Source organism: Ruegeria marisflavi, from assembly GCF_025673445.1.
Classification (GTDB): Bacteria; Pseudomonadota; Alphaproteobacteria; order Rhodobacterales; family Rhodobacteraceae; genus Ruegeria_B; species Ruegeria_B marisflavi.
Genome location: NZ_JAOVQN010000003.1, coordinates 226,545 through 247,611, shown reverse-complemented (window position 1 = coordinate 247,611; position 21,067 = coordinate 226,545). Strand labels below are relative to the sequence as shown.

The 21,067-nt window shown below is 62.5% G+C and carries 19 protein-coding genes; 14 read left to right on the top strand and 5 right to left on the bottom strand.

All coding sequences use genetic code 11. The annotated features are described in order from the left end of the window. The first annotated feature begins 59 nt into the window (after nucleotides 1–59). Nucleotides 60–1,430, top strand: coding sequence for a class II 3-deoxy-7-phosphoheptulonate synthase (locus OEZ49_RS05015; protein WP_164127867.1), 1,371 nt, complete (start codon nucleotides 60–62; stop codon nucleotides 1,428–1,430). 50 nt (nucleotides 1,431–1,480) lie between these two features. Here the strand turns inward: OEZ49_RS05015 and OEZ49_RS05010 are convergent, their stop codons facing one another. Then, complete coding sequence (locus tag OEZ49_RS05010) at nucleotides 1,481–2,149, bottom strand: PAS domain-containing protein (RefSeq protein WP_263387289.1); 669 nt, start codon at nucleotides 2,147–2,149, stop codon at nucleotides 1,481–1,483. A gap of 247 nt (nucleotides 2,150–2,396) precedes the next feature. Between OEZ49_RS05010 and OEZ49_RS05005 the strand changes: the two genes are divergently transcribed. From OEZ49_RS05005 to phoB, 10 genes are all read left to right on the top strand, one after another. Then, nucleotides 2,397–3,287, top strand: a complete 891-nt coding sequence (locus tag OEZ49_RS05005; RefSeq protein ID WP_263387288.1) for a YicC/YloC family endoribonuclease — start codon at nucleotides 2,397–2,399, stop codon at nucleotides 3,285–3,287. 18 nt (nucleotides 3,288–3,305) lie between these two features. Then, a complete protein-coding gene (gene gmk, locus OEZ49_RS05000; RefSeq protein ID WP_263387287.1) occupies nucleotides 3,306–3,947 on the top strand; it encodes a guanylate kinase in 642 nt (213 codons plus the stop codon). Next, entirely contained in the window at nucleotides 3,944–4,468 is a 525-nt protein-coding gene (locus OEZ49_RS04995; RefSeq protein ID WP_263387286.1) for a gamma carbonic anhydrase family protein, read from the top strand. The genes gmk and OEZ49_RS04995 overlap by 4 nt, the downstream gene beginning before the upstream one ends. A gap of 24 nt (nucleotides 4,469–4,492) precedes the next feature. Then, nucleotides 4,493–5,539 carry a sensor histidine kinase gene (locus OEZ49_RS04990; RefSeq protein WP_263387339.1) on the top strand — a complete coding sequence of 349 codons (1,047 nt, stop codon included), beginning with the start codon at nucleotides 4,493–4,495 and terminating at the stop codon, nucleotides 5,537–5,539. A gap of 201 nt (nucleotides 5,540–5,740) precedes the next feature. Then, the gene (locus tag OEZ49_RS04985; protein WP_263387285.1) at nucleotides 5,741–6,781 is read left to right on the top strand and encodes a substrate-binding domain-containing protein; all 1,041 of its coding nucleotides are present in this window, start codon (nucleotides 5,741–5,743) and stop codon (nucleotides 6,779–6,781) included. An 81-nt stretch (nucleotides 6,782–6,862) separates the two neighbouring features. Continuing rightward, nucleotides 6,863–8,335 (top strand): phosphate ABC transporter permease subunit PstC, encoded by a 1,473-nt coding sequence (gene pstC, locus OEZ49_RS04980; RefSeq protein WP_263387284.1) that lies wholly within the window; start codon nucleotides 6,863–6,865, stop codon nucleotides 8,333–8,335. Then, nucleotides 8,332–9,684, top strand: a complete 1,353-nt coding sequence (gene pstA, locus OEZ49_RS04975; protein ID WP_263387283.1) for a phosphate ABC transporter permease PstA — start codon at nucleotides 8,332–8,334, stop codon at nucleotides 9,682–9,684. The genes pstC and pstA overlap by 4 nt, the downstream gene beginning before the upstream one ends. Nucleotides 9,685–9,698: 14 nt before the next feature. Continuing rightward, complete coding sequence (gene pstB, locus OEZ49_RS04970; RefSeq protein ID WP_263387282.1) at nucleotides 9,699–10,496, top strand: phosphate ABC transporter ATP-binding protein PstB; 798 nt, start codon at nucleotides 9,699–9,701, stop codon at nucleotides 10,494–10,496. Nucleotides 10,497–10,513: 17 nt separating this feature from the next. Further along, the gene (gene phoU, locus OEZ49_RS04965; protein ID WP_263387281.1) at nucleotides 10,514–11,215 is read left to right on the top strand and encodes a phosphate signaling complex protein PhoU; all 702 of its coding nucleotides are present in this window, start codon (nucleotides 10,514–10,516) and stop codon (nucleotides 11,213–11,215) included. Nucleotides 11,216–11,231: 16 nt separating this feature from the next. After that, on the top strand, nucleotides 11,232–11,921 hold the full coding sequence (phoB, locus tag OEZ49_RS04960) for a phosphate regulon transcriptional regulator PhoB (protein ID WP_263387280.1): 690 nt from the start codon (nucleotides 11,232–11,234) through the stop codon (nucleotides 11,919–11,921). A 5-nt stretch (nucleotides 11,922–11,926) separates the two neighbouring features. On the opposite strand, the gene OEZ49_RS04955 is transcribed toward phoB, so the two are convergent. Further along, a complete protein-coding gene (locus OEZ49_RS04955; protein WP_263387279.1) occupies nucleotides 11,927–12,838 on the bottom strand; it encodes a LysR substrate-binding domain-containing protein in 912 nt (303 codons plus the stop codon). Nucleotides 12,839–12,935: 97 nt separating this feature from the next. Between OEZ49_RS04955 and OEZ49_RS04950 the strand changes: the two genes are divergently transcribed. The 3 genes from OEZ49_RS04950 (at nucleotide 12,936) to OEZ49_RS04940 (ending at nucleotide 16,966) form a co-directional block, all read left to right on the top strand. Further along, nucleotides 12,936–14,162, top strand: coding sequence for an acyl-CoA dehydrogenase (locus OEZ49_RS04950; RefSeq protein WP_263387278.1), 1,227 nt, complete (start codon nucleotides 12,936–12,938; stop codon nucleotides 14,160–14,162). 145 nt (nucleotides 14,163–14,307) lie between these two features. Further along, a complete protein-coding gene (locus OEZ49_RS04945) occupies nucleotides 14,308–16,059 on the top strand; it encodes a SulP family inorganic anion transporter (protein ID WP_263387277.1) in 1,752 nt (583 codons plus the stop codon). Between the two features lie 136 nt (nucleotides 16,060–16,195). Further along, nucleotides 16,196–16,966: an SDR family oxidoreductase gene (locus OEZ49_RS04940; protein ID WP_263387276.1), complete on the top strand. Its 771-nt coding sequence runs from the start codon at nucleotides 16,196–16,198 to the stop codon at nucleotides 16,964–16,966. On the opposite strand, the gene OEZ49_RS04935 is transcribed toward OEZ49_RS04940, so the two are convergent. The 3 genes from OEZ49_RS04935 to OEZ49_RS04925 are packed head-to-tail and all read right to left on the bottom strand — an operon-like array spanning nucleotide 16,963 to nucleotide 21,035. After that, nucleotides 16,963–17,832, bottom strand: a complete 870-nt coding sequence (locus OEZ49_RS04935; RefSeq protein ID WP_263387275.1) for an acyl-CoA thioesterase — start codon at nucleotides 17,830–17,832, stop codon at nucleotides 16,963–16,965. The two genes, OEZ49_RS04940 and OEZ49_RS04935, sit on opposite strands and share 4 nt — an antisense overlap. A gap of 15 nt (nucleotides 17,833–17,847) precedes the next feature. Further along, complete coding sequence (locus OEZ49_RS04930) at nucleotides 17,848–19,803, bottom strand: acetoacetate--CoA ligase (protein ID WP_263387274.1); 1,956 nt, start codon at nucleotides 19,801–19,803, stop codon at nucleotides 17,848–17,850. Continuing rightward, the gene (locus tag OEZ49_RS04925) at nucleotides 19,803–21,035 is read right to left on the bottom strand and encodes a serine hydrolase domain-containing protein (RefSeq protein ID WP_263387273.1); all 1,233 of its coding nucleotides are present in this window, start codon (nucleotides 21,033–21,035) and stop codon (nucleotides 19,803–19,805) included. Before OEZ49_RS04925 ends, OEZ49_RS04930 begins: the two co-directional genes overlap by 1 nt. Nucleotides 21,036–21,067 lie beyond the last annotated feature (32 nt).

Here is a 21,067-nt window from a genome sequence, read left to right as displayed (position 1 = left end):
TCACTGCCACATCGTTTTTGTATAGAGGCCACCTGTCGTTATCGTTGCGGAGAAAAGCTATGAGCGAGTGGCAAAAATCGAACTGGCGCGCCAAACCGCGGGTTCAGATGCCCGACTATACCGATCCGGACGCCCTGTCCCAGGTCGAGGCGCAGCTTTCCAAGTATCCGCCGCTGGTTTTTGCCGGTGAGGCGCGGCGCCTGAAGCGCCATCTGGGGGCTGCCGGACGCGGCGAGGCCTTTCTGCTTCAGGGCGGCGATTGCGCCGAGAGCTTCGAGCAGTTCAGCGCGGACGGCATTCGCGACACTTTCAAGGTGATGTTGCAGATGGCGATGGTGCTGACCTATGGCGCCAAGGTGCCGGTGATCAAGGTGGGCCGGATGGCCGGTCAGTTCGCCAAGCCGCGTAGCGCGCCGACCGAAGTGGTGAACGGGGTTGAATTGCCGAGCTACCGGGGCGACATCATCAACGAGCTGGCCTTCACTCCTGAGGCCCGCATTCCGGACCCGCGCAAGATGTTGCAGGCCTATACCCAGGCAGCCGCGACGCTGAACCTGCTGCGCGCCTTTTCGACCGGCGGTTTCGCCGACATGAGCCGGGTGCATTCCTGGACGCTGGGGTTCACCAACGATCAGGACGTGCAGAAATATTCCGAGATCGCCGATCGCATCCAGGACACGATCGACTTCATGGGTGCGGCTGGCATCACGGCCGACACCACTCATGAATTCTCGACCGTTGAATTCTATACCAGCCACGAAGGGCTGTTGCTGGAGTATGAAGAGGCGCTGACCCGGCTCGATTCGACCTCGGGCAACTGGCTGGCGGGCTCGGGGCACATGATCTGGATCGGCGACCGGACCCGGCAGCCGGACGGCGCACATGTGGAATTCTGCCGGGGCGTGCTGAACCCTATCGGGTTGAAATGTGGCCCCACAACCACCGCCGAGGACCTCAAGGTGCTGATGGCCAAGCTGAACCCGGAGAACGAAGAGGGCAAGCTGACCCTGATCGCGCGGTTCGGGGCGGGCAAGGCGGGCGAGCATCTGCCGCGCCTGATCCAGGCGGTGCGCGAGGAAGGTGCCAAGGTGACCTGGGTCTGTGACCCGATGCATGGCAACACGATCAAATCGGCATCTGGTTACAAGACGCGCCCGTTCGATCTGGTGCTGCGCGAGGTGCGCGACTTCTTTGCCGTGCATCAGGCCGAGGGTACCATCCCCGGTGGCGTGCATTTCGAGATGACCGGTCAGGACGTGACCGAATGCACTGGTGGCGTGCGCGCAGTGACCGACGAGGATCTGAGCGACCGGTACCACACCGCCTGCGACCCGCGCCTGAATGCCAGCCAGTCGCTGGAACTGGCCTTCCTGGTGGCCGAGGAACTGTCCAAGCTGCGCACCATGCAGCGTCGCCGCGCGGCGGTCTGATCCAAAGCGAGATGGCCCGGTGAGACCGGGCCATCACCCGCGGTCCGGTTTCAGTCTTCTCGGGAGACCACGCGCAATCCCGGCGCGTTCCGGCTGATCCGGGCCTGATCCTCGGCAAGACCGAGAGCGGGTTCGACATTGCTCTGGGCGAGCCGGGCGTCGATTTTCCTGAGGTTCGAGCTTGCGATATCAAACCGCAGGCCACCGGCGCCCAGCGGCCCGTCGGCGACAAGAACGCCAAGCGCCCGGCTGACACCACCCTGATCGCTTTTCAACGGCAGTAGAATGGTGCGCGCCTCGACCTGAGGAACCGCACCGCTGTTGTTTGCGCTGATCAGGGACAGTTCGGCAATGGCCGGAGCCAGAAAGATGTGTTCGAGTGCCGCCGCAGCCTCGGCCCGGGCCATGGCCGAGAAGAGGGCAGTCACCGGCATGCCGCGCACCTCCATGCCCAGGATCCGGGACAGGTGGTTGCCCGCCAGACGGAACCGGGCCACGCCGGGGGCGATACGTTCGAGGATGAACGTGTATTCAAGGATGTTTTCCAGACCGCGCGGGTCGATGTCGGAGCGTTTCGGCACATCGCCCTGCCGCCGCAGCGCCGACCAATAGGCCTCGGCCTGCCGGATCGGAGACACACTGCGACCACTGCGAAACCGGTCCATCGAGATTACGTTCCCCGTTTCGGCCCTGGAACGGCCACCCAAAAAAATCGTCATGACGCCACCTGTTGACCCGAAGCCCACCCGCCCGTTTCGCTCTGTGCGCCTGCATGCGCCCGATTCAGAACAGGTTACCCAAGTGTTAACGTGCCACGGGAAGCTCCTATTTTGGAGCATTTCCTTAATGAATGGTTAATTGTTCTAAACTCGCGGATAATTCGGCCGGGTCTTGCCCTGAGGCGGGGGTTCGCATTAGGTGCGGCGGAACAAGCACGATCGCAGTTCGGGACGGGAGTTGAACAAGATGATCAGATCCATGACGGCATTCGCCTCGGCGCGCGGTGAAAAAGCTCCGTTTTCCTGGAGCTGGGACCTGCGCAGCGTGAACGCCAAGGGTCTCGATCTGCGTTTGCGCGTGCCCGACTGGCTGGACGGGCTGGAGGCGGCGCTGAGGGCCGACCTGACCAAGGCGCTGAGCCGGGGCAGCGTGAACCTGACGCTGCGGCTGGGGCGGGGCGAAGAGGTGCCCAGCCTGGCGCTGAACCAAGCCGCGCTGGCGGCGGTGCTGGATGCGCTGGCCGAGACCGAGGAACAGGCCATGGCGCGCGGGCTGACGCTGGCGCCCTCCTGCGCCGCCGATCTGCTGGCGCTGCGGGGCGTTTTGGACGCGGGCAGCGGTGAAGAGGACCTGACCCCGGTCATTGCCGAGCTGAAAGCCGAATTCGGGCCGCTGGTACAGGCATTCGTGCAGATGCGCGAGGCCGAAGGGATGGCACTGGCCGAGATTTTGCAAAACCAGCTGACCCGGGTCGAGGAGCTGACGGCCCAGGCATCGGAACTGGCCGAGGCGCGCAAGGAGGCGGTGGCCGAAACCCTGCGGGCCAATCTGGCCCGTGTGCTGGACAATACCGACGGCGCCGACCCCGACCGCGTGGCGCAGGAACTGGCGCTGCTGGCGGTCAAGGCGGACGTCACCGAAGAGCTCGACCGGCTGCGCGCCCATGTGCGTGCCGCGCGGGGGCTGCTGGCGCAGGGCGGCGCGGTGGGGCGCAAGCTGGACTTCCTGATGCAGGAGTTCAACCGCGAGGCCAACACGCTGTGTTCAAAATCGCAAAACGCGGACCTGACGGCTGTAGGGCTGGAGCTGAAGGCCGTGATCGACCAGATGCGCGAACAGGTGCAGAATGTGGAATAACGGAAAGGACCCCAGCAGATGACAGACCGTCGCGGGTTATTGATCATCCTGTCCTCGCCTTCGGGGGCAGGCAAGTCGACGCTGGCACGCAGGCTGATGGCTTGGGATCCCGGCCTGAAATTCTCGGTCTCGGCCACCACCCGCGCGCCTCGCCCGGGCGAGGAACACGGGCGCGAGTATTTCTTTCTGACCGAAGAGCAGTTCAAGGGGCAGGTCCGGCGCGGCGAGATGCTGGAACATGCCCATGTGTTCGGCAATTTCTACGGCTCGCCCGCAGGCCCCGTGCGCGACACGATCGATGCGGGTCAGGACGTGTTGTTCGATGTCGACTGGCAGGGCGAGATCCAGATCCGCAACTCGGACCTGGGCAAGCATGCGCTGTCGATCTTCATCCTGCCGCCGTCGATCAAGGAGTTGCGCCGCAGGCTGGAGAGCCGGGGTCAGGACAGCGCCGAGGTGATCTCGCGCCGGATGCTGAAAAGCTGGGACGAGATCAGCCACTGGGGCTATTACGATTATGTCCTGATCAACGACGATCTGGACAGCACCGAGGAAAAACTGAAAACCATCGTCAGCGCCGAACGCATGCGCCGCATCCAGCAGCCCGCGTTGCAGGAGCACGTGCGCAAGCTGCAAGCCGAATTCGAGGACCTGTCATGACTATCTATGCCCTGGGTGACCACCGCCCAGAGATCCATCCCGACACCTGGGTCGCGCCCGATGCCAACCTCATTGGCAAGGTGGTGCTGGAAGAGGGCGCCTCGGTCTGGTTTGGCTGCACCATCCGCGCCGATCACGAGGAGATCCGCGTCGGCGCGGGATCGAATGTGCAGGAAAACTGCGTCATGCATATCGACGCGGGCTATCCGCTCAGCATCGGCACGAACTGCACCATCGGACACAAGGTCATGCTGCATGGTTGCACCATTGGCGACAATACGCTGGTCGGCATGGGCGCGACGGTGTTGAACGGGGCCAAGATCGGCCGCAACTGCCTGATCGGGGCGGGGGCGCTGATCACCGAGAACAAGGAAATCCCCGACAACTCGCTGGTAATGGGGGCCCCGGGCCGGGTCGTGCGGCAACTGGACGAGGCCGTCGTGGCGCGCATCGCCTGGAGCGCCAAGCACTATCAGGACAACATGCGCCGGTTCCGCGACACGCTGGTTCCCGTCGAATAAGACCGGGGGCGAAAGGCGGGAATGGTGTCGGAAACCGTGATCCAGGACCTTGTTGCGGCGGTGCCCCTGCCGGCGCTGCTGGTGGACCAGTCCGAACGCATCCTGGCCGCCAACACCGAGGCGCGCATGCTCTTTGGCAGCCAGATCACCGGCCGCCATTTCGCCACCATCCTGCGACAGCCTCAGGTGATCGAGGCGATCGAGAAATCCCTGCGCGACAAGGCAGGCGCCCGCAGCAAGTACCTCGGCAATGACGGCGCGCAGGACACCTCGTTTGACGTCACCTGCCGTTATGTGCACGGCGTGGGCGCGGTGGAGGGCGGTGCGGTGCTGGTCAGTTTCATCGACGTGACGCCGGTGGAACAGGCCAGCCAGATGCGGCGCGATTTCGTCGCCAATGTCAGCCATGAATTGCGCACGCCGCTGACGGCGATCATGGGGTTCATCGAAACCCTGCGCGGCCCCGCCCGCGACGATGCCGCGGCCCGGGCCCGGTTCCTGGAGATCATGGAGCAGGAGGCCAGCCGGATGAATCGGCTGGTGGGGGATCTGTTGTCGTTGAACCGGGTGGAAACCGACGAGCGGGTGCGCCCGCGCGATCAGGTCGATCTGACGGCGCAGATCGCATCGACCCTGAACTCGCTCAGGCCGCTGGCCGAGGAGGCGGGGGTCGAGCTGATCTCGGATGGGCCCGGGCATCCGGTCAACGTGACCGGCGATACCGACCAGATCCGGCAGGTGCTGACAAACCTGATCGAGAACGCGATCAAATATGGCAGCAGCGGCGGCGAGGTCCGGGTAAGCTTGACCGAGGTCGAGCGTGATCCGGCCGTTCGCGGGCCTGCGGTGCGGCTGCTGGTGATGGACAAGGGGGCAGGGATCGACCCCATCCACCTGCCACGTCTGACCGAACGGTTTTACCGGGTCGACAGCCACCGGTCGCGGCAGAAGGGCGGCACCGGTCTGGGCCTGGCCATCGTCAAGCACATCATCAACCGCCATCGCGGTCGCCTGCGGGTGGAAAGCGCCCTGGGCGCGGGCACGACGTTCACGGTGATTCTGCCCCGCTGACCGGTTTTGCGGCCCGGGCGACGCCCGGCCTCTGTCACACGCCGGTTTAATGGCTGTCACATTCCTTTTTCCGACACTTGGCCGGGCTTTGTCATATGCCTGTTACATAACCGTCACAAAAGGCTCATGCACCGCCCCTAGGAGTCGCGGCGAGATCATCATGGGGATGATCACTACACTTTCGCTGTCATGGAGACTGCAATGTCCTTTGTGAAACTCTCGGCCTCGGCCCTGGCAATTGCTGCTGTTTCGGCCACCGCCGCCGCCGCCCGCGATCAGGTCCAGGTGGCCGGTTCCTCGACCGTTCTGCCCTATGCCTCGATCGTGGCCGAAGCTTTTGGTGAAAACTTCGACTTCCCGACCCCGGTGGTGGAATCGGGCGGCTCCTCGGCCGGTCTGAAGCGGTTCTGCGAAGGCGTGGGCGAAAACACCATCGACGTGGCCAACGCCTCGCGCAAGATCAAGGACAAGGAAATCGCCGTCTGTGCCGAAAACGGCGTGACCGATATCATTGAGGTTCGCATCGGCTATGACGGCATCGTGTTCGCCAGCGACATCGACGGCAACACCTATGAATTCACCCCCGCCGACTGGTTCCTGGCACTGTCCGACAAGATCGTGGTCGACGGCGCGCTGGTCGACAACCCGAACAAGACCTGGGCCGATGTGAACGCCAACTTCCCTGCGACCGACATTCAGGCCTTTATCCCGGGCACCAAGCACGGCACCCGCGAAGTGTTCGAGGAAAAGGTTATCCTCGCAGGCTGCGAGGAAACCGGTGCTTTCGAGGTCTTCAAGGCCGCTAATGGCGACGACAAGAAAGCCGCCGAGAAAGCCTGTATCGCGCTGCGCACCGATGGTGTGTCGGTCGATATCGACGGCGATTATACCGAGACGCTGGCCCGCATCGAATCGAACAAGAACGGCATCGGCGTGTTTGGCCTGGCCTTCTACGAGAACAACACCGACAAGCTGCAAGTGGCGACCATGTCGGGTGTGGTTCCCACGACCGAGAGCATCGCAACCGGTGAATACCCGGTGTCGCGTCCGCTCTACTTCTACGTCAAGAAGGCACATATCGGTGTGATCCCCGGCCTGAAGGAATTCGCCGAGTTCTTCATCGCCGACGAGATCGCAGGCCCCGATGGCCCGCTGGCCGAGTATGGTCTGGTTGCTGACCCGGAACTGGCCAAGACCCAGGAAGCCGTTGCCGAAGAAAAGGTACTTGGCGGCAACTCCTGATCCCTGTCGGGATTGTGACAAATGCCGGGGCAGGGCGACGGCCCCGGTTTTCCTTCTCCGCAAATATGGGCGTGCGTTCCTATGCCGACGCTTTGGCTGGTCTGCCTTCTTCTTGTTCTTGCCACCGCCGGTTTCGTGATGGGACGCGCGCGTGCGCTTGCATCCGCTGGCGGAGATGTGCGAACGCTTCATTCCCTGCCAAATTACTATGGGTTCAACGTCGCGCTGACGTCGCTGGTGCCCGCGCTGGCGGTGCTGGCGGTCTGGCTGCTGGCGCAGCCGATCATCGTCGATACACGGGTCTCGAAACTGATCCCGGCGGACATGGTCCCCGAAGGCTCGACCATCGGGCTGGTGATGTCGGATGTGCGCCGGGTGGCTGCGGGGCTTGATCTGGCGGTTGACACCGGGCTGTTGCGCGCGCCCGAAGCCGCCGCGCTGAGCGCGAACGAGCGGGATGTGCGGTCACTGTTGGGCGAGGTGGGCGTGGCGCTGGGAGCCGATGTCCGGCCCGAGGTTCTGGCGGCGGCGCAGCGCTCGCGCGAGTTGAACCATGCCGGTCGGCTGTTGATGACGGTTCTGGTCACGGGGCTGGCGCTGGCCGGTCTTGGCTGGGCTTATGTCCGCACCAACAAGGAGTTCCGCGCCCGCAACGTGGTCGAGCGCGGCGTGCTGGTTCTGCTGATCGTTGCCGCGTCGCTGGCGATCCTGACTACCATCGGCATCGTGTTGTCGATGCTGTTCGAGACCAGCAACTTTTTCCGGCTACATGACTGGAAGGACTTCTTTTTCGGGTCCACCTGGGCGCCGAATTTCCGGGGCGACAGCGAGCTGTCGATCCTGCCGCTCTTGTGGGGCACCCTCTACATCTCGTTCATCGCGCTGCTGGTGTCGGTGCCCATCGGTCTTTTCGCCGCGATCTATCTGTCGGAATACGCGGGCAAGGCGACGCGCGCACTGGCAAAACCGCTGCTGGAGATCCTGGCGGGCATTCCAACCATCGTCTACGGCCTCTTTGCCCTGCTGACCGTGGGGCCGACACTGGCCCAGGTGTTCGGCAAGGGCGGCCTGCTGGGCGTCGAATGGATGGCGGGGGCGACCTCGGTCCTGACGGCGGGGGTTGTCATGGGCATCATGCTGATCCCTTTTGTCAGCTCGCTGAGCGACGATATCATCAACGCGGTACCGCAATCCATGCGGGACGGATCTCTGGGCCTGGGCGCGACCCGGTCCGAGACGGTGCGGCAAGTGGTTCTGCCCGCCGCGCTGCCGGGGATCGTGGGTGCCATCCTGCTGGCTGCATCGCGCGCCATCGGCGAGACGATGATCGTGGTGATGGGGGCGGGTGCGATTGCCAAGTTCTCGCTCAACCCGCTGGACACGATGACGACGATCACCACAAGGATCGTCAGCCAGCTGACCGGTGACACCGATTTTGCCAGCCCCGAAACGCTGGTGGCCTTTGCCCTGGGTCTGACCCTGTTCGTGCTGACCCTGGGGCTGAACGTTCTGGCGCTGTATATCGTGCGCAAGTACCGGGAGCAGTACGAATGACCGATCTCAGTGCAAGTTCCGCCCCCGCGACCCGGCATGGTGCCTCGCTGCTAAAGCAGAATGCGCGCACCCGCCGCCGCAACCGCGCTGAGGCCCGGTTTCGCGCCTATGGCATCGCTGCTATCGCGGTTGGCCTCGCCATGCTGCTGGTGCTGGTGTTCAACATCGTCTCGAAGGGTGTGGGCGCCTATAGCCAGACCTTTGTGACGCTTGAGGTCGAACTCTCGGAAAGCAAGCTCGACAAGAAGGGCAACCGCGATATCGAGGAGATCAAGAAGGTCTCGACCTTTGGCTATGCGCCGCTGATCAACAATGCCTTTGCCGTCGCGGTCAAGGAGGGCGGGCTTGAGACCAAGCTGAAGCCCAAGGATCAGGCCGGCATTCTGTCAAAGAGCGCGCCCGCGCAGTTGCGCGACTATGTGATCGCCAATCCGGACAAGATCGGGGAAACGGTCAGCTTTCGCTTTTTGGCCAACAGCCGCGTCGATGGCTATCTGAAAGGGCGCGTGACCCGCGACAGCATCGCTAATGACAAGTCGATCAGCGCCGAACAGCTGGATTTCGTCGATCAACTGGCTGCCGCCGGTATCCTGAAAAAAACCTTCAACCCGGATTTCATCCTGGGGTCCGACGCGTCCGATCAGCGGCCCGAATCCGCCGGTATCGGCGTGTCCATGGTCGGGTCGCTTTTCATGATGCTGGTTGTGCTGGCGCTGTCGCTGCCGATCGGCGTGGCCGCCTCGATCTATCTTGAGGAATTCGCGCCCAAGAACTGGATCACCGATATCATCGAGGTCAATATCTCGAACCTGGCGGCGGTGCCCTCCATCGTGTTCGGTATCCTGGGTCTGGCGGTCTTCATCAACTACATGCACCTGCCGATGTCGGCGCCACTGGTGGGTGGTCTGGTGCTGACGTTGATGACCCTGCCGACCATCATCATCTCGACCCGCGCTTCGCTGAAGGCGGTGCCGCCCTCGATCCGCGACGCGGCGCTGGGGGTTGGGGCGTCCAAGATGCAGGCGGTGTTCCATCACGTGTTGCCGCTGGCCGCGCCCGGCATCCTGACCGGGACCATCATCGGTCTGGCGCAGGCGCTGGGGGAAACCGCACCGCTGTTGCTGATCGGGATGGTGGGGTTCATCGCCTCGAACCCGCCCGACAGCCTGGCCGCTGGCCTCTTGTCGCCCAACTCGGCCATGCCCGCGCAGATCTATGAATGGGCCAAACGGGCCGATCCGGCCTTTTACGAACGCGCCTGGGGCGGCATCATCATCTTGCTGGTGTTCCTAGTGACGATGAACACGCTGGCGGTGATCCTGCGCCGCAGGTTCGAACGCCGCTGGTAAGGAGGCACCTGGAAATGAACGATATGTCTCGACTGGAGAGAGTGGTGGAAACCAAGAACATCAAGATGGAGTGCCGGGACTGTCAGGTCTATTACGGCGAGACGCACGCGATCAAGGACGTGAACGTCGACATCGAGGAAAAGACCGTCACCGCCTTTATCGGCCCGTCGGGCTGCGGCAAGTCGACCTTTCTGCGCTGTCTCAACCGGATGAACGACACCATCGCCACGGCCCGGGTCGAGGGATCGTTCCGGCTGGATGACGAGGATATCTATGACCGCCGCGTCGATCCGGTGCAGTTGCGCGCCAAGGTGGGAATGGTGTTCCAGAAGCCCAACCCTTTCCCCAAGTCGATCTATGACAATGTCGCCTATGGCCCCCGTATCCATGGCCTGGCCCGCAACAAGGCGGAGTTGGACGAGATCGTGGAAAAGGCCCTGCGCCGCGGAGCGCTGTGGAGCGAGGTCAAGGACCGTCTGGATGCGCCGGGCACCGGCCTGTCGGGCGGCCAGCAACAACGCCTGTGTATAGCCCGCGCCATTGCCACCGAACCCGAAGTGCTGCTGATGGACGAGCCCTGTTCGGCGCTCGACCCCATCGCTACCGCTCAGGTTGAAGAGCTCATCGACGAGCTGCGACAGAACTATTCGGTGGTGATCGTCACCCATTCGATGCAGCAAGCCGCGCGAGTCAGCCAGAAGACCGCCTTTTTCCACCTGGGCAACCTGGTGGAGTTCGGCGAGACGGGCCAGATCTTTACCAACCCGGTCGATCCGCGCACGGAAAGCTATATCACCGGCCGGATCGGCTGAGGACAGGAACGAATATCATGGTGCAACAGCATATCACATCGGCCTATGACCGCGATCTGGAGGCGATCCAGGCCCATATCATGAAGATGGGCGGGCTGGTCGAGGCCGCGATCATGTCCTCGGCCCGGTCGCTGGAGATGCGCGATGTAGAACTGGCCAAGGAGGTGCGCGCCGGCGACAAGGCCATCGACGCGCTGGAAGAGATCATCAACCAGGAGACCGCCCGCCTGATCGCGTTGCGCGCGCCCACGGCAAGCGATCTGCGGCTGGTGTTGTCGGTGCTGAAGGTCTCGGCCAACCTGGAGCGCATCGGCGACTATGCCAAGAACATCGCAAAGCGGACCACCGTTCTGGTCGAGGTGCCGCAAGTGCCGGACAGCGCCGCCGCGCTCCGGCGCATGGCGCGCGAGGTCGAGCTGATGCTGAAGGACGCACTCGACAGCTATATCCAGCGCGATGCGGAACTGGCATCGGATGTCATCACGCGCGATCACGAGGTGGACCAGATGTACAACGCCCTGTTCCGCCAGTTCCTGACCTTCATGGCCGAGGATCCGCGCAGCATCACATCGTGCATGCACCTGCATTTCATCGCCAAGAACATCGAACGCATGGGGGATCATGTGACCGCGATTGCCGAACAGGTGGTCTATCTTGTCACCGGCAACCGCCCGGACGACGCGCGCCCCAAGGGCGACACGACCTCGACAACGGTCTGAACAGGAGGGTCCTGCAATGTCGGCTGATCAACCCACCGTGCTTGTGGTCGAGGACGAGATGGCTCAGCGTGAAGTGCTGGCCTACAATCTGGAGGCCGAAGGGTTCCGGGTGCTCAAGGCCGAGGACGGCGAAGAGGCCATGCTGTTGGTGGACGAAGATGCGCCGGATATCATCGTGCTGGACTGGATGATGCCGAACCTGAGCGGGATCGAGGTGTGCCGGCGCCTGAAGACCCGGAACGAAACCCGTTCGATCCCGGTGATCATGCTGTCGGCGCGCAGCGAGGAAGTGGACAAGGTACGCGGTCTGGAAACCGGCGCGGACGACTATGTGGTGAAACCCTATTCCGTGGTCGAGCTGATGGCCCGGGTGCGCGGGCAGTTGCGGCGGGTGCGGCCCTCGGCGGTAGGCCTGAGGCTGGAATACGAGGATATCGTGCTGGATTCGGAAACCCACCGGGTGAGCCGGGCGAACAAGCCGCTGAAGCTGGGTCCGACCGAATTCCGCCTGCTGTCGACCTTCATGGAGAAACCCGGCCGGGTCTGGAGCCGTGAACAGCTCTTGGACCGGGTCTGGGGCCGCGACATCTATGTCGATACCCGCACCGTCGACGTGCATATCGGACGGTTGCGCAAGGCGCTGACCCAATATGGCGGCGGCGATCCGCTGCGCACCGTGCGCGGTGCCGGTTACGCCTTGGGCTGAGCCACTCAGCGCGGCAGGGTCTCTTCAGGCTCTGCCTGTCCCGCAAGCCAGTGGCGAAAGGTCCTCAGCGAGGGATCGGCGCCTTTGGCGCGGGGCCAGACCAGGTAATAGGCGCCGACGGTTTCGACAGCATCGGGATAGGCCGCGATCAGCCGCCCGGTGGCCAGATCCTGCTCCACCACATATTGCGGCAGCAGCGCCACACCCAACCCGTGCAGGGCCGCCTGGCTGATCGTGGCAAACTGGTCATGCAAGGTGCCGGGCAGGGGGTCGGGATAGGTGACGCCCATCTGGGTAAACCAGTCCTGCCAGGCGCGCGGGCGGGTCTGGATATGCAAGAGCGGCAGACGGAGCAGGTCGGCGGGCGACTTTGGCGCGCCATGCGGCAATAGCTGGGGCGCGCAGACCGGCAGCACTCGCTCCGCCTTGAGCAGCAGCCGGTCCGTGCCGGGCCAATCCGGTTCGCCGAAATGTATGGCCGCGTCAAAGGGTTCAGAAGCAAAGCTGAACGGGCGCAGCCGGGTGGACATGTTGATGGTGATATCAGGATGCAGGCGCGCGAATTCGGGCAGGCGCGGCATCAGCCAGCGCATCCCGAAAGTCGGCAGGATGGCCAGGTTGACTGTGCCGCCAACCGGCGTGACCTGCAACCGCAGCGAGGCCTGTGCGATGCGGTTCAGTGCCTCGCGGATCTCGGCGACATAGTTTTGCGCCGCCGGTGTCAGCGACAGCCGCTTGCGGTCGCGCTGGATCAGCTCGACTCCCATCTGGGTTTCTAGCGTCTGGAGCTGGCGGCTGACCGCGCTCTGTGTCAGCGACAATTCCTCGGCCACCGCCGAGGCCGAGCCGAGTCGGTCCAGCGCTTCGAGCGCGCGAAGCGATGAAATGGAGGGAAGAAAACGTCTGGGCGCGAGCATGTATGCGTTTTACTCATGAAAACCTGCGAAAGTCTCGCTATTTTTTGCCATTTCGGAAAGGTATGTTGCACCCAAACCGCAAATCAGGAGTTTCCCTATGGATACCGTTGCCAAGCCCACCTTGCGTGACAAGGACAAACCCGATCTGGGTGGTTTCGACTGGGAGGATCCGTTCCGCCTGACCGACCAGCTGACGGAAGACGAACGTCTGATCGCCGATGCGGCCCGCGCCTATGCGCAGGAAAAGCTGCAACCGCGCGTTACCGCCGCGTTCCAGAACGAGGTGACAGATCCCGAAATCTTCCGTGAGATGGGCGAGATGGGCCTGCTGGGCACCACAATTCCCGAAGCTTATGGCGGCATCGGTGCAGGTTACGTGGCCTATGGTCTGGTCGCGCGCGAGGTCGAGCGGGTAGATAGCGGCTATCGCTCGATGATGTCGGTGCAAAGCTCGCTGGTGATGTACCCGATCTATGCCTATGGCAGCGAAGAGCAGCGGATGAAATACCTGCCGAAACTGGCCAGCGGCGAATGGATCGGCTGTTTCGGCCTGACCGAGCCCGATGCCGGGTCGGACCCCGCCAGCATGAAGACCCGCGCTGTCAAGACCGAGGGCGGGTACAAGCTGACCGGCACCAAGATGTGGATTTCGAACGCGCCGATCGCCGATGTTTTTGTTGTCTGGGCCAAGTCCGAGGCGCATGACGGCAAGATTCGCGGCTTCATCCTGGAAAAAGGCATGAAGGGGCTGAGCGCGCCGAAGATCGAGAACAAGATGTCGCTGCGCGCCTCGATCACTGGCGAGATCGTCATGGACGGTGTCGAGGTGGGCGAAGAGGCGCTTTTGCCGCATGTCTCGGGCCTGAAAGGTCCGTTCGGCTGTCTGAACCGTGCCCGTTACGGTATCAGCTGGGGCGTGATGGGCGCCGCCGAGGCCTGCTGGCACGGTGCACGGCAATATGGTCTGGACCGCAAACAGTTCAACCGCCCGCTGGCCCAGACCCAGCTGTTCCAGCTGAAACTGGCCAATATGCAGACCGAGATCGCACTGGGCCTGCAAGCCAGCCTGCGCGTCGGTCGTCTGATGGACGAGGCCAAGGCCGCTCCCGAGATGATCTCGATCGTCAAGCGCAACAATTGCGGCAAAGCGCTGGAAATCGCGCGCCACGCCCGCGATATGCATGGCGGCAACGGCATCAGCCTGGAATTCCAGGTCATCCGTCACATGGTGAACCTGGAGACGGTGAACACCTATGAAGGCACCCATGATGTGCACGCCCTGATCCTGGGGCGGGCGCAATCCGGGTTGCAGGCATTCTTCTGATCCTTCGCCAATCTGACATTCGAGAGCGCGGGCCACGGTCCGCGCTCTTTTTGTGTCTATTGCTCTTCACATTTGAATGAATTCAATCATATAAGATTACGTGAATATGATGTGATTTACCGGGATTCCGGGGGCAGGGGACTGTATGACCTTCAAGAGCGTAATCGCCGGATCGGCCCGATACCTGCCCATCCTGGATTGGGGTCGGCGCTATGGCCGTGTGGAGCTGAGCGGTGATCTGATCGCGGCGGTGATCGTGACCGTTATGCTGATCCCGCAATCGCTGGCCTATGCCTTGCTTGCGGGGCTTCCGGCCGAGGTTGGGCTTTATGCCTCGATCCTGCCGCTGGTGGCCTATGCCTTGTTCGGGACCAGCCGGGCGCTGGCGGTTGGGCCGGTGGCCGTGGTGTCGCTGATGACCGCGTCGGCGCTGGCGCCGCTGGGTCTGCAAAGTGTCACGGAGTACGTGACCGCAGCGGGCATGCTGGCCTTTCTGTCCGGCGCGATGCTGCTGGGCATGGGTTTTTTCCGGCTGGGGGTCGTTGCGAATTTCCTCAGCCATCCGGTGATTGCCGGGTTCATAACGGCATCGGGTCTGCTGATCGCCGCGAGCCAACTCAAGCATATCCTGGGCGTGTCGGTGCAGGGCCATAGCTTGCCCGGACTTCTGTCTGATCTTTTTGCGCATCTGGATGAGACAAATCCCGCAACCCTAATCATCGGTCTGGCCGCGCTGGGTTTTCTGTTCTGGGTGCGCAAGGGCATGGCGGCGGCCTTGCAGCGCCATTTCGGCCTGTCGCGGCATCTGGCGGCCACATTGGCGCGGATTGGGCCGATCTTTGCGGTGATCGGAACCACTCTGGTGACCTGGGCGCTGGATCTGCAATCCTGGGGCGTGGAGGTGGTGGGGACCGTGCCGACCGGATTGCCGCCCGTCGGCGTTCCGTGGGAGGCATGGCCGCTGATCCCGGCGCTAGCCGGTCCGGCGCTGCTGCTGTCTGTCATCGGATATGTGGAATCCGTATCCGTGGCGCAAACCCTGGCCGCCAAGAAGAAACAGCGGATCGATCCGAACCAGGAGCTGATCGCCCTTGGCGCCGCCAATATGTCGTCGGCCTTGTCGGGCGGCTATCCGGTGACCGGTGGTTTTGCCCGGTCGGTGGTGAATTTCGATGCCGGCGCCGAAACGCCCGCGGCGGGCGCCTTTACCGCTGTTGGGCTGCTGGTGGCCGCGATGTTCCTGACGCCGCTTTTGTATTTCCTGCCCAAGGCGACGCTGGCGGCCACGATCATCGTGGCGGTGCTGTCGTTGGTGGATCTGTCGATCCTGACCCGCGCCTGGAGCTATTCGCGGGCGGATTTTGCGGCGGTGTTCACCACAATTGCGCTGACCCTGACCGCCGGTGTCGAAACCGGTGTCGCCAGCGGTGTCGTTGTCTCGCTGTTGCTCTTTGTCTGGAAAACCTCGCGCCCGCATGTCGCCGAAGTGGGGCAGGTGCCCGGTAGCCAGCATTTCCGCAACATCCTGCGCCACCATGTTGTTACCGACCCGCATGTGCTGACGCTGCGGATCGACGAAAGCCTGTATTTCGCCAACGCCCGCCGGATGGAGGATATGGTTGTCGAACGCGTCCTGCGCGACCGGAACACGATCCGCCATGTCATCTTGATGTTCTCGGCTGTGAACGAAGTGGATTTCAGCGCGTTGGAATCGCTGGAGGCCATCAACCAGCGGCTGCGCGATCTGGGGGTCACGCTGCATCTGTCCGAAGTCAAAGGTCCGGTAATGGACCGGCTGAAACGCAGTCATTTCCTGCAAGAGATGACAGGGCAGGTTTTCCTATCCCAGTTTGAAGCTTTTGATCATTTGCGATCCAGGAGCGCCAAGACGGCTTGAGTATCGATTAATCTCATAATCGGTATTATGGTGAATACTTATGCCTGTCTGGACGTCACATGGCGACAAAGGATTGGCTTATTCCCGATGGAATTCATACGATTGCAGTGAACATCTGCCATTGTAAGGACCTGATATGGAGTTGAAAGACCGGATTGTCGTCGTGACAGGTGCCGCCAGTGGCATCGGACGTGGTCTTGCCGTGCGTTTTGCGGCCGAAGGCGCAAAATCTGTCGTCTGTGCTGACAGAAACCTGGTTGGCGCGCAGCAAGTAGCCGATGAGATCGGCGGTGTCGCCTTTGCCTGCGATGTCAGCAAAGAAGATGACATTGCCCGGCTGATCGACACGGTCGAACGCGAGGTCGGCCCGATCGACCTCTTTTGCTCCAACGCGGGTATCCTGACCATCGGCGGTATCGAGACGCCCAACGAGGATTGGCAGCGGATCTGGGACATCAACGTCATGTCACAGGTCTGGGCCGCGCGCCATGTGGTGCCGCGCATGATTGCGCGCGGTGGTGGCTACCTTCTCAACACCGCCTCGGCTGCGGGCCTGCTCAACCAGGTCGGCGCCGCGCCATATGGAGTGACCAAACACGCCTCGGTCGGTTTGGCGGAATGGCTGGCGATGACCTATGGCGATCAGGGCATCGGTGTTTCGGTCCTGTGCCCGCAGGCCGTGCGCTCGGAAATGACGCGTGGACACGAGGAGTCTGTTGCGGCGCTGGATGGAATGCTGGAGCCTTCGGACGTGGCGCCGGCCTGTATCGAAGCCATTCGTGAACGCCGTTTCCTGGTGCTGCCGCATCCACAGGTCCTGGATTATATTCGAATGAAAACAGCGGATTATGACCGTTGGTTGGGCGGAATGCGCAAGTTGAACCGGCAGTTCGGCGGCAAGCTTTAATCCCGGGGCTGCAAGCGTCGCATCAGGCCCTCTTGGGCGACGCTGGCCACCAGAGTGCCATCCTCGGCATAGACCTTGCCGCGGTTGAAGCTGCGGCCCGCACCGGTCCAGGGGCTGTCCATTGCATAAAGATGCCAGTTTTCGAACCGGATCGGCGCGTGAAACCACATCGCATGATCCAGGCTCGCGCCATTGACCTGGCGTGTGTACCAACTGAGCCCGTGCGGGCGCAGGCCGGAGCCCAACAGCCCCATGTCCGAGGCATAGGCCAAAAGCAGATGCTGGGTCGCCGGATCGGCCCCGGCGGCGGCGCCCATGCGAAACCACAGATAGTGGCGGTCATCCGTCGGGATCGGCTCGAACATGTCCCGCGGCTCGACTTCGCGGATTTCGATGGGCCTTGGCCGGGTGAACTCGGCCCTTTGCTTCTCGGGGATGCGGTCGATGAAGCGCTCTTGCAGGGTCTGGCGCGTGGGATGCGCAGCCGGGCCGTCAATCTCGGGCATCGGGTGCTGGTGATCCCATCCGGCGTCACCGGCATGAAACGAGGCGGACAGGTTCAGGATTTGCCGTCCATGCTGGATCGCCACCACGCGCCGGGTGGTAAAAGAGCCTCCATCCCGCGCCCTATCGACTTGATAGATAACGGGAATGCTTGGGTCTCCGGGCCGGATGAAATAGGCGTGCAGTGAGTGACACAGCCTGTCCTCCACCGTCCGGTAGGCCGCGGCCAGCGCTTGGGCGATCACCTGTCCGCCATAGATGCGCGTGGGTGTCTCACCCCCCGACCCTGTTCCCCGAAACAAATCGGTTTCCAGACGCTCGACATCGAGCAAGTCCAGCAACTGGCGTTCGGCTTCGGTCATGGACATCTCGTATCTTTACGTTCGTTGCGCCGCATAAGTGATAAAGAACTCGAAGCTTTCCGGGTTTGCCATCGAGTCCCGGTTGACCACTTTGGCGGGATCACCGCCCAATAGCAGTTTTTTAACGGGCACTTCCAGTTTCTTTCCTGACAGGGTGCGCGGCACTTCCTTGATTTCTATGATGTCATTCGGGATGAAACGCGGCGAAACCGCCTCGCGGATGGCGGTGTTGATCTTGGCTTTCAGGTCGTCGTCCAATTCTACGCCCGGGGCCGGAACGACAAAGAGCGGCATGAAACTGTCGCGGCCAAGGAACTCCAGATCGACGACGAGACTGTCGAAGACCTCGGGCAGGCTTTCAACCGCGCGGTAAATCTCGGAAGAGCCCAACCGCAGCCCCTTGCGGTTGATGGTGGCGTCGGACCGGCCGTAGATCACCGATCCGCCTTCGGGAGTGATCTCGATCCAGTCGCCATGCCGCCAGATACCGGGATAAATGTCGAAATAACTCTCAAATAACCGACTGCCGTCAGTATCGCCCCAGAAATAGAGTGGCATCGAGGGAAGCGGTTCGGTACAGACAAGCTCTCCGACTTCACCAATAATTTCATTGCCTTCCGGATCAAAGCTGCGAACCGCATTGCCCAGATAGCGGCATTGCATCTCGCCCGCGCGCACCGGCAACATTGGGTTGCCCCCCACGAAAGCGCCGCAGAGGTCGGTCCCGCCCGAGATCGGCGCCAGCCAGATGTCCGGGTCGATGGCGTCATAAACCCATTCGTACCCATCGGCCGTCAGCGGCGACCCGGTGGTGCCAAGCGCCTTGAGCGTGCTCAGGTCCAACTCGTCGCGTGGGCGTATGCCTGCCTTGACACACAACGTTACAAAGGCCGCGCCGACACCGAAGTTGGTCAGCCGTTCCCGTGCAACACAACGCCAGACCTCTAACATGTCGGGATGATTGGCGGCACCGTCGAACAGGAACACGGTCGCACCCTGCCCCAACGCCACGAATTGCACGTTCCACATGATCCAGCCTGACGATGTCAGCCAGGAGAACCTGTCGCCCGCTTTCAGATCCTGATGCAACGATTGTTTGGCACCTTCCAGAAGGATGCCGCCATGCCCGTGGACGATGGGTTTGGGGTTGCCTGTCGTGCCCGAGGAATAGACGATCCACAGCGGATGGTCGAAAGGCAGATCGGCAAAGCTCAGTTCGGCCTTTGTGTCTGTCAGGTTGGACCATGCGGTTACATCATCGCCCAGTCCACCCGCCACCGGGATCAGCACCGTGTGTTCCAGCGTGTCGAGGCCCGCGCGGATGGTGTCCAACGCGGCGCGCCGGTCGACCAGCTTGCCCGCATGCACATAGCCGTCCTGCGCGATAAGAACCTTGGGTTCGATCTGGCGGAACCGGTCCAGGATGGCTACATGCCCCATGTCCGGGGCGCAAAGGGACCAGATCGCACCGATGCTGGCACAGGCGAGAAAGGCGATGGTGGCGGTTTCGGTGTTGGGCAGGACAGCGACCACCCGGTCGCCCTGCCCCACGCCCATGGCGCGCAGATGGGTTGCCACGCTGGCCACGCGATGCGCCAGCTCGGCCCAGGTCAGTTCGCAGCGGCCAAAGGTCTCCGACTGCACGATCAGCGCCACCTCGTCCGGCCGGGTTTCGGCGCTGCGCAGCATCTGGCGGGCGAAATTGGTCCGTACCCCTGGAAACCATTCCGCGCCCGGCATCTTTCGCTCCGCCAGAACCACGCCCGATCCGCCGGAAAAGGGCAAATCGAAGTAATCCCGGATCGCGGTCCAGAACCCGTCAAGATCACTAACGCTCCACATCCAGAGCGCATTGTAATCCTCGAACTCCAGGCCCTTTTCCGACTTCAACCATCTCTGGAACGCGGCCATGCGGCTTTGCTCGGCGCGCTCTTTTGTGGGTGTCCACAGGATGGGCCTGGGGTCGGACATCAGATCAGTGCTCCATGGATCAAAGCCTTGAGTTCGGATCGCGAGGGATAGGAACTCGATGGCGAAAGCTGTGTGAAGAATACAACCGTGATATCATGCACCCGGTCGAGCCAGAAAAAGGTCGATGCCATGCCGCCCCAGCTGAAATCGCCGACGGATCCGGGGGTTCGTGCGCGGCCCGGATCCAGCACAACGGCGCCGCCCAGGCCAAAGCCCATGCCCTCCATCGGCTGTTCGGCAAAGCTCTGCGGTCCCATCGCGGCGATATCGCCCGGCAGATGGTTGCGCATCATGAAGTCGATCGTCGCGGGCCCGACAAGGCGCTGATCCCCCACCTCGCCCCCGCGGCGCAACATTTCTGCAAACCGGCTGTAGTCGTCGATGGTGCTCACCAATCCACCACCACCGGAAAACATTGTTGCCGCCTCAAAGGGCGAATGCCTGGCCTGATCGACCAGCCGCAGGGTCTCGCCCCCTGCCTTGGCCGCATTCAGCGCCATGGCGTCACCGGCAAGCGGTGTGTAGAGCGATGCGAACCGGTCCCCTGCTCCGATCGGTACCGAAAATCCGGTTTCCGTCATCCCAAGGGGGGCAAATATCTCCTGTGCAAAGAACTCCGCCAGTGACCGGCCCGAGACTACTTCGACCACGCGCCCCAGAATGTCGATTGCCACCGAGTACTCCCAGCGGGTTCCGGGCTGAAAGGCCAGAGGCAGCGCCGCGACCTGGTCGCACATATCCTCCAGCGACCCCTGATCGGGTTTGAAGAGGAGGTCCTGCTCCTCCATCGCGCGGGCCAGCACACCGGGGTTGAACGGATAGCTGAGCCCGGACGTATGGGTTAGCAACTGATGCAGCGTCGGCACCGCCGCCCGTTCCGTCTGGTCGATCCGCTCGGCGCCGGGCACCAGCGCCCGCATGTCGGAGAATGACGGAATGAACTGGGACACCGGCGCGTCGAGGTGAAACAACCCCCGTTCCGCCAGCATCATCACCGCAAGCGAGGTGATGGGCTTGGTCATCGAATAGATCCGCGCAATCGTGTCGCGTTGGAACGGCAAGCCGTTTTCGGCGCTGCGCAGACCTGCTGCGTGAAAATATACCTCTTCGCCCGACTGGCTGATCAGAACGGAACTGCCCGCATACTTGCGTTGATCGACATAGCGTTGCATCCATTCGGCGATGCGCCCCAGCCGCGTTGTGTCAAGTTTGCGTGAAATCGGGCTGGTCATTTGCATGCTCTCCTCTGGCTGCGCCTCGGCCG